Consider the following 14281-nt stretch of genomic DNA (forward strand, 5'->3'; position numbering starts at 1 on the left):
CGCTGATTAACAGCGACACTAAAGCTATTCATACCCACACCAGCTAATGCGACTTGCTTAAATAAATGACTAGAGGCCAAGCAGTGCCTCTATGCCAAACAATATTGCACCTATCAACCCGCCTACGATCGTGCCGTTTATGCGAACTTTTTGAAGATCGCGGCCAATATTCAACTCTACCTGCTCAGCCATTTCACGTTCATCCCAACTATTGATGGTGTCGCGAATGTGACGGGTTAGAAATTCAGCCAACTCAGGCGCCATATATTTAGCCGCTTCTCCAATGTGCTTATTGAACGCTTTTGCTAGCTCACTGTCTTGCGTTAACGTGGTACCCAAATCGTTTAAAAGGCTCGACACCTTTGTTTCTGCTTTACCATTTTGCTGTTCAAGAGACGTTAAAAGCCATTGATGAAACTTGGCCCATGATTGCTGAACATACGCGTTTAACGCTGGGTCATTAATAATTTTTTCCCGATAGCTGTTTACCTTTTTCTCCATTAACGGGCTGTGCTGTAGTTCGTAGAGGAATTCGTGTACTTGCTCATCAAATGCATGGCGAATGGGGTGATGCTCATCTTCGTATACATCTTCCAAAATACTTGAAACCGCTTTAACAGCAATGAGTGCCCCCTGCTCGCTTAGCCAACTAGACGGCAATAGCTTTTCGATACGACTGTATTCAGTTTTTAGCCAGACTACTAACGTATCTGCTATGTAGATTTGGGTTTCAGGTTCTGCAAGCAGTGAGGCCAATTTCCCTAACACCCTATCAAGCACTACCTGATGCTGGCGCTCTTTCGTAACGGCGCTTAACGAGGTTGCCATCAATTGCCTAAGATCAAGTTGGTTAATGCCCTTCTGTGCGGTTTTAGCGATAAACGCTTTCACAGGTTTGTCATCGAGCACGCGAAGAACGCCTGCAAAGGCATCGCATAGAAAGCGACTTAAACGGGTAGCGTTTCTATCTTGTGACAACCACCTTCCCGCGCCCTTTGCAGGGTCGCTGTCCCGAATTAGCTTCTCTATTGCTTCAGGATGAAAGAACTTTTCCTTAACGAACAATGACAGGTTATTAGCAATAACAGACTTGTTACTAGCCACGATATTGGTGTGCGGAATGGGGTACTTCGCTGGAATTGGCTTAAATAATGCTGTCACTGCAAACCAGTCAGCTAGACCACCGATGAGCGCCGCCTCACTGGCCATCTTAATAAGCCCCAACCACCATGCTCCTTGCAAGTTTGGATAAAACTTGGGAAGTAAAACCGTTAAAACAAATACACTTGCGGCAAAAATCAAACAGGCCAATGCAAGCCTTTTAGCCTTATTCAATTGCGTGTACTTGTCCTGCATAAACTACTCCGTTTAAATTACTCGTTTACCATCTTGGTCTATAAGTGGTGTGCCGTCTTCTTTAGCAAAAGGGCCTTGTGGCCATACAGGCAAAATATCCAGTATAGCTTCACTTGGCCGGCATAATTTCACTGTTTCTTTCGCGTTATTCGAATAGGAATTACCTTCAACTCTCCCAAGAGGTAAAGAAACTTCTTTTTCGTGTTCACCTTCGGGAATGCAAACAATAGGCCTATTCACTAAAACGGGATGTTCCAGCATCAATTCAAAGATGATTTCGTTACTCACTGTTTCATCAAGTAACCCTAATTCAGCAGCAGGAGACTTTGTTGTGCGAAGCGCTTGTCGAGGGTTAAGGTTAGCTGCATTCAATAAATAAGTTAGTTGTTCACGTTCCCACCCAACACGTAAATACTCAATAACCTGCACCTCATACCCAGCGGCCTTGATCACCGCCAGTACATTCCTAGATGTGCCGCACTCTGGGTTGTGATAAATCTTTATCATGCCACCTAACCTCACTAAAAAGTAAAAACCACATATACCAACATACTATTAAAATTCGAGGACAGACACTCACATAGGCTAAAACCTTGCCTGTACTCGTTGGACACACACTCTAATAGCTACCTGTACTTCTTGGACACACACTCAAAAAAGTAGCTTGTAACCAAAAAGATGTATTCACATTGAGTGTCTGTCCATTTCTTTAAATAATTTCTTCAAGCGAGTGTCTGTCCCCTTCTGAAATCCCTTCTGAGCTTAGAGCCATGTGGTACAAAATGGTCAAATTCGCCATCCGGTGGCAGATGAAACTATAAAATTAGTCATTACACCATTGAGCCAGTCTCCCCCCTTTGGCATATTAAACTAACTTTTTGATTTAAAATACTTTTTAAGAGTGGCATGATACGTGAAATGTATTTTATAAATACACAACAAAATTTGTGTTTGATATTAATACCGTTAAAGCGTGTTATTAAGTATTTATAAAATAATCAAGGATATAAGAATATGAAAAAGTCTATTATTGCCAGTGCAGCTATGTTGCTTTCAGCCTCTTTGCTTACTGGCTGCGTTATCCATGTTGGCGACGCTAGTGCATTAGAAGGCAGCGATTTCAGTTCTATTCTAGGCAATATTGACATAGCTGAAGGGAAGCACGCTGGCGATATTTCTTCTGTTAATGGCAATGTGGAAATTAGCGATCATGGTGGCGCGGATGAAGTCAGTATCGTTAACGGCAATCTTGAAATGGGTAGCCATGTGTCTGTCCGAAATATCGATATTGTAAATGGCGATGTAAGTGCAGCTTCACACCTCAATGTGCTTAAGGGTGTAGAGACCGTGAATGGAAATGTTACGCTTCCTACGCAAAGTGCAATTGGCGGTAGCGTTGAAACAGTGAATGGAGACATAACAGCCGTCGATACAACCATTGAAAAACACATCAAAACACTCAACGGCGATATTACTTTGTCTGGCTCTTCTCACATTTTAGGCGATATCGTATATAAGGAAAGTGAAAGCGCTTGGGGCAAGAAATCAGACAACAAACCTACCCTATCGATTAGTGCATCGGTTACTGTGGACGGCAGCATTGTTTTGCACCGTCCAGTTAACTTAGATATTGAAAGCGATGAACTAAAACAAAAAGTCATTGTAAGCTACGGCAGTGCACAGTAACGTATTGGCTTAATCATTTAAGCTTACCTACTGGAAATGCATGACTGAACAAGAAAAGATGCTTGCTGGCGATTTATACTTTCCGTCAGACAAAACATTATCGGCATTGCGCAAGCAATGCCGTATGCAATTAGACGAGCTCAACACAACTTGTCAAAGTGACCACAAAAAGCGTACAAGACTACTAAAAGAGCTGTTTGGTAGTACTGGAAAAAGGCTTTACATTGAGTCTTCATTCAAATGTGATTACGGCGAAAATATTCACGTAGGCGAAAATTTTTTCGCTAACTTCAATTGTGTGATTTTAGATGCAGCGAAGGTCACGATAGGTGATAACTGCATGATTGCGCCTCAAGTCGGTTTGTACACCGCTACGCACCCATTAGATCCGGTACAAAGGGCAACCGGCATCGAGTTCGCCAAGCCCATTACTATTGGCGATAATTGCTGGATTGGTGGTATGGCGGTCATAAACCCTGGCGTAACGTTGGGAGACAATGTGGTTGTGGCCTCTGGCGCGGTGGTAACTAAGTCTTTTGGCGACAATGTGGTCATAGGTGGTAACCCTGCCAAAGTCATCAAAGAAATAGAGCAAGCCGAATAGAGCATGTGATGTTTTCGGTATCACATGCCTTAAAAAACACCTTTACACGAGTCCATACCAAGTCACATCTATCGATTTAATCTGAACCGGTAATTCAAAGACTCTTCAGGGGCCGCCATTAGTACCTCAAAGGCGGCCCCTGATTTTAGCCCAGTACACAGAGCTAGGTAAAATTAAACGCTATCCCGTTAGTAGTCTAAAGACAAACGCTCTCTATAAATCGTTAATCCCAGTCTGGAGCAAAATCTGGGTTTACAATTCGGTCGCCGTTATCAAGATCATCAATAAGCGCGAGCTCTGAATCAGTTAAATGTACACCACCGTAAGCTAAATTCTCTGCCAAGTGTACTTTACTGGTTGATGAAGGGATTGCGTAAATGTGACGTTTCTCCATCCACGCCAGAACAACTTGCGCTGGCGTCGCATCGTGGTTTTGCGCTATTCGCAATAAAGTTTCGTCCTTCATTACTTTTCCTACCGCAAATGGCATATATGCAGTCGCTTTTATGCCTTTTTCCTTACACGCTTCAACAACTTTCTTATTTTGCATGAAAGGATGGATTTCAATTTGGTTGGTGTAAATCTCGCCTTTACCAAGAACCTTTTCGGCCTTATCTAACAAATCAATAGTGAAATTAGACACCCCAATATGACGAGTAAGCCCTTGCTCTTTCGCCTTCGCAAGATTGCCTAAGTAACTTTCGAGTGAAATATCAGTGCCAGGATATGGCCAATGAATAAGAAGCAAATCAACATATTCTAGCTTCAGTTTTTCTAAGCTTTCGTGAACACTTGGAATAAAATGGGTATCGCCCAATGACTCGTGCCACACCTTGGTGGTGACAAACAGTTCGCTTCTATCAAGGCCGCTGGTTTTTATGGCATCGCCAACTTGTGCTTCGTTGTCATAAAATTGTGCGGTATCAATGTGTCTGAAACCAACCTCTAGCGCTTTACTTACTGACTCACGGGCCTCGTCACCTTTCAATCGAAACGTTCCCATTCCTAACTGAGGCATATCTTTCATTACTCTCTCCTTTTCCGTGTTTGTCTTACACTACTTGACGTAGCAGCTTCACACTTTGCTACGCCATCGCTTAGAAAGAAGATCGTAATCATCGTGACTGAAATCAGAATTAAATTGGAGACAAACCTAGTGATTACGTTGAAGAATGCACGTCACTGAAATAAAAAAGCCGCTAGCGAACGCTTGCGGCTTTAAGTAATCACTTACACGTGAAGAATAAATTAAGTATTACTTACGTTTGGCGGGACGCCCAGCTCGTTTATTTAAGCCTTGTTGCTTACGCACTTTATGCTTTTTAACCGAGCGACGCATGCGACTTAAACGAGCGTGGTCAAGTTTGCCCTGGCGTACATTAACCATAGTTTGCGTTTCATCCGGCAGTTGAACATGGCTACGAAGCGCGTTCACGTCTTCTAACCCTAGTTCTACCCACGCACCTTGCGGTAGACGCTTCTGCAGTTCAATTGGACCATATTTAACGCGGATCAAGCGGCTAACTTGCACGCCCTGCGACTCCCAAAGACGACGCACTTCGCGGTTACGCCCTTCTTTCAACGTTACGTTGTACCAACGGTTCATGCTTTCATCTTCAGCATGCTGCGGCGTAGGCGCACCTGAAATTGTCAGGAACTTTGCTTCGCCGTCTTCCAGCTCTACACCTTTTTGAAGGGTATGTAGCGTTTTGCCAGTTACCTCACCGAATACACGCACTGCGTACTCGCGTTCTACTTCACATTTTGGGTGCATTAGGCGGTTGGCTAGTTCACCATCGTTGGTGAATAACAGCAGGCCACTGGTGTTCATGTCTAGACGACCAACGGTGATCCAGCGCCCTAATCGAATGGCGGGAAGGCGGTCAAATACCGTATCGCGACCTTCAGGGTCGTGACGGCTACACAATTCACCTTCGGGTTTGTTGTACATCAACACACGGCAAATTGGCTGTTCTGTTTGACGAGATAGCAAATGACCATCAACACGAATTTGTGCGGTGTGATCGACTCTATCTCCTAATGTTGCTTTGGTGCCATCGACCGATACTCGGCCTTCTTCAATCCAACGTTCCATTTCTCGTCGCGAGCCTAGCCCTTGGTTAGCCAGTACTTTTTGCAACTTTTCAGTCATGGGTTTTCACTCTTTAATTGCTTGTTTACGGTCGCACGGTCTATTCAGACGGTGCCTCATTTAACACCTTAAGCGGCGAGTCTGACGCAACGCTTTCAGCCATGTTTTCGAAAGCATCAGCATTGGGCAAATCGCTCAACGACGTCATCGAAAAATAGTCTAAGAAGCCTTTGGTAGTTGCATAAAGCGCTGGTCGCCCAGGCACTTCTTTGTGACCTACTACCTTTACCCAGTCTCGTTCTGTGAGTGTCTTTATAATATTACTGCTTACCGCCACGCCCCTTACCTGCTCTATTTCTCCGCGGGTTATAGGTTGACGATAGGCAATGAGTGCCAAGGTTTCGAGCATTGCTCTAGAATACTTTGGCGCATTTTCCTGCCACAATTTGCTTAACCACGGGCTTAACGCATCTAACGATTGAAAGCGATAGCCACTTGCTACTTCCACCAATTGAATGCCTCTTGGCTGATAGTCTAACTTTAGCTCGTTAATCACCTTACTCAAGGTTCTATCAGCGACGGTAAACTCATTGAGTACCGTTTCTTTTAAATGCTGCTTTGAAATAGGTTTATCAGCAACAAATATTGCTGCCTCTACCAATTGTTTAAGCTGCGCCGTGTTAATTTTCTTCATGGGCACCTAATTTTACATGAATTTTTGCATAAGGACCTGCCTGAATGCATAAAATTAGCTGTTCTTTTACTAATTCTAAAATTGCTAAGAAGCAAACCACTACCCCAGCTTTACCTTCTTCAACCGTAAATAGGCGTTCAAGTGGCGTATATTCTGTTGTTGTGAGTAACGACAAGATGAGCGACATGCGCTCTCGCGTGCTCAGTGCTTCCCGGGCAATGGTATGGTGTTCAAACGCTTCAGCGCGCTTCATGGCCGCACTGAACGCCAATACAATTTCAGCTAAAGACACATCGGGCTCAATGCGAATTGGCGCCACATTCTCACTTAGTTCAACGTGAGTGGTGAAAATATCCCGTTCAAGTCTAGGCTGAATATCTAAATCTTCTGCCGCTTGCTTTACTAGCTCGTATTCTTTTAATCGGCGAATAAGCTCTGCTCGAGGGTCTTCTTCTTCGTCGGAATCGTCACTGCGTTTAGGAAGTAGAAGCCTGGACTTAATTTCTGCCAATATGGCTGCCATCAGCAAGTACTCTGCCGCCAACTCTAATTTTAGCGACATCATGGCATCCACATACTCCATATACTGCTTGGTAACATCGGCGATGGGCAGTGTGGTGATATCAAACTTTTGTTTTCTAATCAGATAAAGTAGTAAGTCGAGCGGCCCTTCGAAGGTTTCTAATATGACCTCTAGGGCATCGGGGGGAATGAAGAGATCTTCAGGCTTTTCAATTAGCGCTTCGCCATTAATAAACGCAAGTGGCAACGGCTGCTGAACAGGTGTCGAAAGCCCCTTCTCAACAGAGGCCTCATTATCGTTATTGTTTTCTTTAACAAGCTCTGACACAGTTCCACAACCGTTTTTACGCGCTAACAAAGCGGCGATTATTGATATTATTATTTACGCGTTCACGCGAGGGCCTCTAGTGCTTCGCTGTAAACCGAAGCGCTACAGGCCCTCGCAACATAGCTAACGTTTTCCTACTATAACTTTCACCCACAACAAGCAAAAGAAGCTATTTAAAATAGGCTATTTACAACAATCTGTTCAAAAAACAGGAAAACGAAAGTTACTCAAAGGGAGACGGATCGCCCGTGCCATGTCGCACAATTACTGGCGTGTCTTCCGACAAATCAACCACGGTAGTGGGCTGCTCACCAATGTAACCACCGTGAATAATAAGCCCTACTTGCTTTTCCAAGTTGTCGCGAATGACATCCGGGTCTGATTCAGCCATGGTGTTGCCTGGCAAAATCAAAGACGTTGACATCAATGGCTCGCCCAGCTCTTCCAATAATGCAAGTGCAATGGCGTTATCGGGCACGCGAATTCCAATGGTTTTACGTTTAGGGTTTTGCAAACGCTTTGGTACTTCGCGGGTCGCTTTCAACACGAAGGTGTAACGCCCTGGCGTGTTGTTTTTAATTTGTCTGAACGCCGTGTTGTCTACCTTTGCGTAAATTGATAGCTCAGACATGTCTCGACACATTAAGGTAAAGTTGTGATCTTTATCGATTTGACGAATACGACACAACTGCTCAAGCGCCTTTTTGTCTTCCATTTGGCAACCTATGGCGTAGCCTGAGTCTGTCGGATACACCACCACTGCTCCCTCTCGAATTAACTCACAAGCCTGACTAATTAGGCGCTTTTGCGGGTTGTCGGGGTGCACATAGAAAAATTGACTCATAATTACTTCCTTTTCTTAAACGCGCAGAATGATACTACTTTGCCAATAGGTTAAGTGACTGTCCACTTGTTGAGCTTGCTGGTTGAGCTCGTTGGTTAAACTCGCTCTTGGGCTTTCTACTAACCAACTCTCGGCATTTAAATTAGCGATAGTGCTCATCAACCGTACGTGAACCATTTGCCTTACCTTGCCCATTTATACCGAGAGCGTTGCAAATTAGATTTCCTTAGCTCTCGGCCATCTGCCCTTCAAATTGTTTCCAATTATGCCATACGGGTGTGAGCTTACTGCTAATGCCGAGGTTCTTACCCAGCTCAGTCCAACGAGACGGAAAGTGAAAATCAGAGCCCGCTGATGCTAGTAACTTATGGGTTTGTGCAAGCTCATTAATAAGCTCTTGTTTGGTTTTATTGATACCTGGAAATGCGGTTTCAATGGCGTCGCCACCGGCTTGTTCGAACAAGGCCACCAAGCGCCGGAGCCACTTCGCTGTCATATCATAATGAGCAGGATGAGCCAGTACAGCTTGTCCACCTGCATCGTGGATCCACTCGATAGCCGTTTCAATACTTGGCCACTCTGCTTTAACCGCCGCGCGTTTGCCTTTTCCTAAATACTTTTTAAACGCGGCGTCCATACTGGGCACACCGTAGTTATTTACCAATACTCGCGCAAAGTGAGCCCGCGTTACTTGTCCAACGCCAGCTAGCGCTTTTGCTCGCGCTAAAACACCTTCAAACCCACACTTTTCGAGCTTATCGGCAATTTTTTCAGCCCGGGCTTCACGGGTTTGAGACTGGCCTTGAAGCCGCTCAAGAAACGTTGGGCAGTGTCTGTCCACATTTAATCCAACTATATGGATATCGAAACTGTGCCAAGTGGTGGAAATTTCAACACCATCAATAATAGTTAATGCACGTTTTTGCTTCGATTGAGTGGCGTGTGCTTCTTCTAAACCGGCAACGGTATCGTGGTCGGTAACGGCAAGCGCATCCACCTGCATGGTGTGCGCGCGAAGGATTAATTCTTCTGGCGTTAGGTGGCCATCAGAGAATTTTGTATGACTGTGTAGATCTATTTTCAATGTCTTATGCAAATTTTAGGTTGACACAAACGGCAATTTGTTTTCTTCTATACACACAAAGTATACGTACTAACCGCTTCAAATCCTATTGAAGTTTGGAAAAACAACGAGTAATTCATGCATTCATACAATATTTCAACAGCAATGACAGTTGCAGCTTGGTGGTGGCACTCCCTGACTTAACGGGCGGTGTGCACTGTAGTGCGTGAATGAATACACATAAAGGCCCGTTTATACGGGCCTTTTTTTTGTCTTTTTGCAGTTGGAGAGTAGCAAAAATGAGTTTAGCGGAACTGGGGATTTCTCCAGGTAAGGTAGAAACAATTGAGCAGGTGGGACACTATGTCGATGATCCACTTGCCGCGTTTGCCCACCTTTGTGGCAATAAAAATAACGCATTGCTTTTAGAGTCGGCAGAAATTGATTCTAAAGACGATTTACAAAGCTTGCTAATGGTTGATGCAGCACTGCGCATGGAATGCCGGGGCAACCGCGTTGAAGTGAAAGCTCTGACAGGCAACGGCGCTTCAGTGTTACCTTTATTTGTAGACCACGCCCCTGACGGCCTACACATCAAAGAAAGGACAGACACTTCAATTACGTTGGTGTGTGATGAAGCCGACGGTGAACTTGACGAAGACAGCCGCTTAAAGGCCGCAAGCGTAATGGACGCGCTTCGCATTGTTATCAATAAGATTACGCCAATCCGCCAACATCCCCACGCGGTTTTCTTAGGCGGTGTATTTGCCTACGACATGCTAGCAGGCTTTGAAAAATTACCTAACGTTGCAGAAGGTGAAAATGACTGTCCAGACTTTGTATTTTACTTAGCAGAAACTTTAATTACCGTTGACCACCAAACCCGCGAGACACATTTAATTGGCAGTGTTTTTAGCGGACAAGACGTTGCCCAGCAATACTTTGCCATTGCTCAGCGCTTAGAAGCAATTCATCAGCAGCTACACGATATGCCCGCTGAGCCTGTGCTAGTGAGCACAAATGGTGTGAAGATTTCTGATGTAGATAGTGAAGCACAAAGCGGACAGTCACTCGCTTCCGACTCAGAAAGCCCAAACGAAACCGAAAACGGACAGTCACTTTCTTCTTTTGACCCAAGCGTTGAAGTTAGCGTTGATTTAAGCGATGAACAGTTCTGCAACCATGTGCTGGACTTAAAACAGCACATTTTAGCAGGCGACATTTTTCAGGTTGTGCCCTCGCGCACATTCTCTCTCCCCTGCCCGTCGCCGCTACTTGCTTACGCTAAACTTAAAGAATCAAACCCAAGCCCTTACATGTTTTACATGCAAGATGCCGCTTTCAGCATATTTGGTGCCTCTCCTGAATCAGCGCTTAAATACGAAAGAGAAAGCAATCAAGTAGAAATCTACCCTATCGCCGGTACCCGTCCACGCGGCAAACGCCCTGATGGCAGTATCGACAGAGATTTAGACAGCCGTATTGAGCTTAACCTTCGCGAAGACACCAAAGAAAAGTCTGAGCACATTATGCTGGTTGACCTTGCCCGAAACGATGTTGCAAAAGTGAGTCGCCCAGGTACGCGCTATGTGAAAGACTTACTAAAAGTTGACCGTTACTCTCACGTGATGCACTTGGTGTCGCGCGTGGTTGGCCAGCTACGTGACGACTTAGATCCACTGCACGCTTATCAAGCCTGCATGAACATGGGCACCCTGGTTGGCGCACCAAAAGTAAGCGCAGCGACGTTAATTCGCGAAGTAGAGAAAAAACGCCGCGGCAGTTATGGCGGCGCGGTTGGCTATTTGAATGGTCAAGGCGATATGGACACTTGTATTGTCATTCGTTCAGCGTTTGTGAAAAACGGCACGGCTTATATTCAAGCGGGTGCAGGTGTAGTATATGACTCGGTTCCACAAGCTGAAGCTGATGAAACCCGCGCTAAGGCACAAGCGGTAATTGGTGCAGTAAAAGCAGCGCTACAAGAAGAAGCTGAAAGTATCAACGTTGCATTAAATGAAGGAGGCAACGCATGAATCAGCAAGTGACCACCCTATTTTTGCTCGACAATGTAGACTCTTTTACCTACAACCTTGTGGACGAACTGCGCACCTTAAATCTAGACATTAAAGTCTATCGCAACACGGTTTCAGCAAATGCCTTGTTTGAAAGAATGCAGGAACAAGCAACGAAAGGCCCTGTGCTTCTTATGTTGTCGCCAGGCCCAGGCGCACCAAGTGGAGCTGGCTGTATGCCTGAGCTACTTAAAAAAGTACACGGCGTGTTCCCCGTAATTGGTATTTGTTTAGGCCATCAAGCTATTGTTGAGCATTACGGCGGCACCGTAGGTCGCGCCAGCCAAGTTATGCACGGCAAATCTTCTGCCATTACTCATTCTGAAGATGCTATGTTCAAAGGCTTACAGCAGCCCTTACATGTCGCACGCTACCACTCTTTAGTGGCACATTCATTGCCTGAAAACCTTACTGTTTGCGCATCTACAATAAACGATGACGGCAGTGAGGCCGTAATGGCAGTTTACAATAGCGAAGATCGCATGTTGGGTTACCAATTTCACCCAGAATCTATTTTAACAGCCCACGGCAGTTTGCTGTTAAAGCAAAGTATTGACTATTTAACGTTACAGGGAGCGAACCATGCTTAACGCAGGCCCTCTACTAGAACAAATTATGTTGCGAGAATCACTGTCGCAAACCGAGGCATACAGCTTGTTTAACAGCATCATGCACGGTGAGCAAAGCGAGGTGATGATTGCTTCAGTGCTGACTGCGCTGAAGATGAAAAAAGAATCTCCCAGCGAAATTGCGGGTGCCGCGAGTGCCATGGTTGCCAATGCACTGCCCTTTCCCACACCGTCTTATGAGTTTGCAGATATCGTTGGTACAGGCGGAGATGGCCACAACACCATTAATATTTCCAGTGCAGCCGGTGTAGTTGCCGCATCTTGTGGCGTGAAGGTGGCGAAACACGGTAATCGCAGTATATCGAGTAAGTCTGGCTCTGCTGATTTGTTTCGCCAGTTTGGTCTTAATTTAGAAATTAGCCCAGAAACATCCCGCAAGTGCTTAGATGAAGCAAATTTCACATTTCTTTTTGCACCGGTTTATCACGCCGGTATGCGCCACGCAGCCCCCGTGCGCGCTGCGATGAAGACCAGAACCTTATTTAATATACTGGGGCCGCTGGCAAACCCGGCGGGTCCAACTCACGGCGTTTTCGGCGTATACTCGCCTGAACTGCTTGAACCTTACGCAAAAACCCTTATGCTGCTTGGCCAACACCGCGCAATGATAGTGCATGGCGATGGCTTGGATGAACTGGCACTTCACGGCGAATCAATGATTTACGACCTTGAGCATGGCGATATTCGCAAGCTTACCGTTACCGCCGAAGACTTCGGTTTACCTCATTATCCTCTTTCTGCGATTGAGGGCGGTGAACCTGAAGAAAACAGACAATTTGTTGAAGCAGCGTTAAACGGCGAAGGTAAAGAGGCGCACCGTGCCGCTATCGCCATGAACTGCGGGGCACTGTTGAAAGTAACCGGCAAAGCCTCAACCTTCAAAGAAGGGGCTGAAATGGCGATGAACGCTATGGCCGAAGGGTTACCCATGCAGTTATTAACGAAGGTTGCCAAAATTACTCAGGAGGTAAGCACGAATGGCTAATGTGCTTGAGAAAATTGTTGCAGACAAACGAGAAGAAGTGGCCGCACGCAAAGATGCACTGCCGCTGGAAAGCTTCAAGGCGAATCTAGTTCCTTCCGAAAAGAGTTTATTTGCCGCACTTAGTGAGCCAAACGCAGGCTTTATCTTCGAATGCAAAAAAGCATCGCCTTCAAAAGGCCTAATTCGAGAGCATTTCGATTTAGACGAGATCTTAGCGGCTTACACGCCTTATGCTGACGGTATTTCTGTGCTGACAGACGAGAAGTACTTCCAAGGTAAATTTGAGTACTTAGCTTATGTTACTGAGCGTGTTGCTCAGCCTGTGCTTAACAAAGATTTCTTCGTTGATACCTATCAAGTGTATCTAGCCCGTCACTATAATGCCGACGCAGTGCTATTAATGCTTAGTGTGCTAAATGATGACGAATATCGCGAGTTGGCAAGCGTTGCCAATGCTCTGTCATTAGACATTCTTACCGAAGTAAGTAATGAAGAAGAAATGGAGCGCGCTATTGCCCTTGAAGCCAAAATTATTGGTATCAATAATCGCAACTTACGCGACCTTTCTACCGATTTAGCCACAACCGAACGCCTTGTGCCCATGCTAGAAAAAGCTACGCACGACTACGTGGTTATTTCAGAGTCGGGCATATACACACACCAAGATGTGCTTCGTTTAGCGCCTGTATCCCAAGGCTTTTTGGTGGGCAGTGCGTTAATGGCAGAGTCTGACCTACCGCGCGCTGTGAAAACGTTAGTGAATGGTGCAGTTAAAGTGTGCGGACTTACCACCCCCGTACAAGCGCAAATGGCGTTTGATAAAGGCGCTAGCTTTGGCGGGCTTATCTTCGCTGGAAAATCGCCACGCTATGTGAGCGAAGCACAGGCTTTGACTATAACGCAGAGCATAGACGGTGCTTTTGTTGGTGTGTTCGTTAATCACGACATTGATGAAGTGGCATCACTCGCTGCTTCGCTCAACCTTTTTGCCGTGCAGCTTCACGGCAGCGAAGATGACACCTACATTTCAGCGCTTGCTGCCAAGCTTCCGGAAGGTTGTGAAATTTGGAAAGTCGAAGGTGTTAAAGCAACCTCTTCTGGCGCACTACCAGACGCAGTGGACAGACACTTAAAAAATAGCCTTGTAAGCCGCGTTCTTCTGGATTGCCAAGTGGGTGATGCCAAAGGCGGTACAGGCGAAGCGTTCAATTGGCAGCTATTAAACGATATCGAAGCGAAGCATAAGTTAGTGCTTGCTGGCGGCATTAACGCCCAGAATGTTGCAGAAGCTATTGCAACCGGCTGTGGTGCTATTGATGTGAATTCAGGCGTAGAAAACGCCCCAGGCGTGAAAAGCGAAGAAAAACTCGACGCGCTTTTTGCTATTTGCCGCCGTTACTAAT

15 protein-coding genes are annotated in these 14281 nt (G+C 45.6%); 6 read left to right on the plus strand and 9 right to left on the minus strand.

Annotation, left to right across the window (positions count from 1 at the left end; genetic code table 11):
- Positions 1 to 69: 69 nt before the first annotated feature.
- Positions 70 to 1356, minus strand: a complete 1287-nt coding sequence (locus MHN09_RS09060) for a DUF445 family protein (protein WP_061485351.1) — start codon at positions 1354 to 1356, stop codon at positions 70 to 72.
- 12 nt (positions 1357 to 1368) lie between these two features.
- Entirely contained in the window at positions 1369 to 1863 is a 495-nt protein-coding gene (locus MHN09_RS09065) for an arsenate reductase family protein (protein ID WP_239240299.1), read from the minus strand.
- A gap of 507 nt (positions 1864 to 2370) precedes the next feature.
- Between MHN09_RS09065 and MHN09_RS09070 the strand changes: the two genes are divergently transcribed.
- Both MHN09_RS09070 and MHN09_RS09075 read left to right on the plus strand, forming a co-directional pair.
- Positions 2371 to 3042, plus strand: coding sequence for a hypothetical protein (locus MHN09_RS09070; RefSeq protein WP_075176271.1), 672 nt, complete (start codon positions 2371 to 2373; stop codon positions 3040 to 3042).
- Between the two features lie 40 nt (positions 3043 to 3082).
- Entirely contained in the window at positions 3083 to 3646 is a 564-nt protein-coding gene (locus tag MHN09_RS09075) for a sugar O-acetyltransferase (protein ID WP_039230376.1), read from the plus strand.
- Between the two features lie 223 nt (positions 3647 to 3869).
- On the opposite strand, the gene dkgB is transcribed toward MHN09_RS09075, so the two are convergent.
- The 7 genes from dkgB to MHN09_RS09110 form a co-directional block, all read right to left on the minus strand.
- Positions 3870 to 4673 (minus strand): 2,5-didehydrogluconate reductase DkgB, encoded by an 804-nt coding sequence (gene dkgB / locus MHN09_RS09080; RefSeq protein WP_239218335.1) that lies wholly within the window; start codon positions 4671 to 4673, stop codon positions 3870 to 3872.
- A 228-nt stretch (positions 4674 to 4901) separates the two neighbouring features.
- Entirely contained in the window at positions 4902 to 5798 is an 897-nt protein-coding gene (gene rluB / locus MHN09_RS09085) for a 23S rRNA pseudouridine(2605) synthase RluB (protein WP_014948949.1), read from the minus strand.
- A gap of 40 nt (positions 5799 to 5838) precedes the next feature.
- Entirely contained in the window at positions 5839 to 6432 is a 594-nt protein-coding gene (gene scpB / locus MHN09_RS09090) for an SMC-Scp complex subunit ScpB (protein WP_014948948.1), read from the minus strand.
- On the minus strand, positions 6419 to 7282 hold the full coding sequence (locus tag MHN09_RS09095) for a segregation/condensation protein A (protein ID WP_076012357.1): 864 nt from the start codon (positions 7280 to 7282) through the stop codon (positions 6419 to 6421). The genes scpB and MHN09_RS09095 overlap by 14 nt, the downstream gene beginning before the upstream one ends.
- 223 nt (positions 7283 to 7505) lie before the next feature.
- The gene (locus tag MHN09_RS09100; RefSeq protein ID WP_014948946.1) at positions 7506 to 8126 is read right to left on the minus strand and encodes an L-threonylcarbamoyladenylate synthase; all 621 of its coding nucleotides are present in this window, start codon (positions 8124 to 8126) and stop codon (positions 7506 to 7508) included.
- A 15-nt stretch (positions 8127 to 8141) separates the two neighbouring features.
- Entirely contained in the window at positions 8142 to 8303 is a 162-nt protein-coding gene (locus MHN09_RS09105; RefSeq protein ID WP_239240301.1) for a hypothetical protein, read from the minus strand.
- A 49-nt stretch (positions 8304 to 8352) separates the two neighbouring features.
- Positions 8353 to 9210: a PHP domain-containing protein gene (locus MHN09_RS09110; protein WP_239240303.1), complete on the minus strand. Its 858-nt coding sequence runs from the start codon at positions 9208 to 9210 to the stop codon at positions 8353 to 8355.
- 278 nt (positions 9211 to 9488) lie between these two features.
- Here MHN09_RS09110 and MHN09_RS09115 point away from each other — a divergent pair, with 278 nt between their 5' ends.
- Genes MHN09_RS09115 through trpCF form a run of 4 tightly spaced genes read left to right on the plus strand, consistent with a single transcriptional unit; the run spans position 9489 to position 14280 of the window.
- Positions 9489 to 11225, plus strand: a complete 1737-nt coding sequence (locus tag MHN09_RS09115) for an anthranilate synthase component 1 (RefSeq protein WP_061094665.1) — start codon at positions 9489 to 9491, stop codon at positions 11223 to 11225.
- Positions 11222 to 11854, plus strand: a complete 633-nt coding sequence (locus tag MHN09_RS09120) for an aminodeoxychorismate/anthranilate synthase component II (protein ID WP_061094664.1) — start codon at positions 11222 to 11224, stop codon at positions 11852 to 11854. The genes MHN09_RS09115 and MHN09_RS09120 overlap by 4 nt, the downstream gene beginning before the upstream one ends.
- A complete protein-coding gene (gene trpD, locus MHN09_RS09125; RefSeq protein ID WP_239240305.1) occupies positions 11847 to 12878 on the plus strand; it encodes an anthranilate phosphoribosyltransferase in 1032 nt (343 codons plus the stop codon). The genes MHN09_RS09120 and trpD overlap by 8 nt, the downstream gene beginning before the upstream one ends.
- On the plus strand, positions 12871 to 14280 hold the full coding sequence (trpCF, locus tag MHN09_RS09130) for a bifunctional indole-3-glycerol-phosphate synthase TrpC/phosphoribosylanthranilate isomerase TrpF (protein ID WP_239218341.1): 1410 nt from the start codon (positions 12871 to 12873) through the stop codon (positions 14278 to 14280). Before trpD ends, trpCF begins: the two co-directional genes overlap by 8 nt.
- Position 14281 lies beyond the last annotated feature (1 nt).

The organism is Alteromonas sp. MmMcT2-5 (assembly GCF_022348315.1).
In the GTDB taxonomy this organism is placed as follows: Bacteria; Pseudomonadota; Gammaproteobacteria; order Enterobacterales; family Alteromonadaceae; genus Alteromonas; species Alteromonas macleodii.

Coding starts and splice junctions, on each gene's coding strand:
- MHN09_RS09115 (WP_061094665.1), top strand. CDS start 9,489: ATGAGTTTAGCGGAACTGGGGATTTCTCCAGGTAAGGTAGAAACAATT.
- trpCF (WP_239218341.1), top strand. CDS start 12,871: ATGGCTAATGTGCTTGAGAAAATTGTTGCAGACAAACGAGAAGAAGTG.
- scpB (WP_014948948.1), bottom strand. CDS start 6,432: ATGAAGAAAATTAACACGGCGCAGCTTAAACAATTGGTAGAGGCAGCA.
- rluB (WP_014948949.1), bottom strand. CDS start 5,798: ATGACTGAAAAGTTGCAAAAAGTACTGGCTAACCAAGGGCTAGGCTCG.
- MHN09_RS09075 (WP_039230376.1), top strand. CDS start 3,083: ATGACTGAACAAGAAAAGATGCTTGCTGGCGATTTATACTTTCCGTCA.
- trpD (WP_239240305.1), top strand. CDS start 11,847: ATGCTTAACGCAGGCCCTCTACTAGAACAAATTATGTTGCGAGAATCA.
- MHN09_RS09070 (WP_075176271.1), top strand. CDS start 2,371: ATGAAAAAGTCTATTATTGCCAGTGCAGCTATGTTGCTTTCAGCCTCT.
- MHN09_RS09060 (WP_061485351.1), bottom strand. CDS start 1,356: ATGCAGGACAAGTACACGCAATTGAATAAGGCTAAAAGGCTTGCATTG.
- MHN09_RS09065 (WP_239240299.1), bottom strand. CDS start 1,863: ATGATAAAGATTTATCACAACCCAGAGTGCGGCACATCTAGGAATGTA.
- MHN09_RS09100 (WP_014948946.1), bottom strand. CDS start 8,126: ATGAGTCAATTTTTCTATGTGCACCCCGACAACCCGCAAAAGCGCCTA.
- dkgB (WP_239218335.1), bottom strand. CDS start 4,673: ATGAAAGATATGCCTCAGTTAGGAATGGGAACGTTTCGATTGAAAGGT.
- MHN09_RS09105 (WP_239240301.1), bottom strand. CDS start 8,303: ATGGTTCACGTACGGTTGATGAGCACTATCGCTAATTTAAATGCCGAG.
- MHN09_RS09120 (WP_061094664.1), top strand. CDS start 11,222: ATGAATCAGCAAGTGACCACCCTATTTTTGCTCGACAATGTAGACTCT.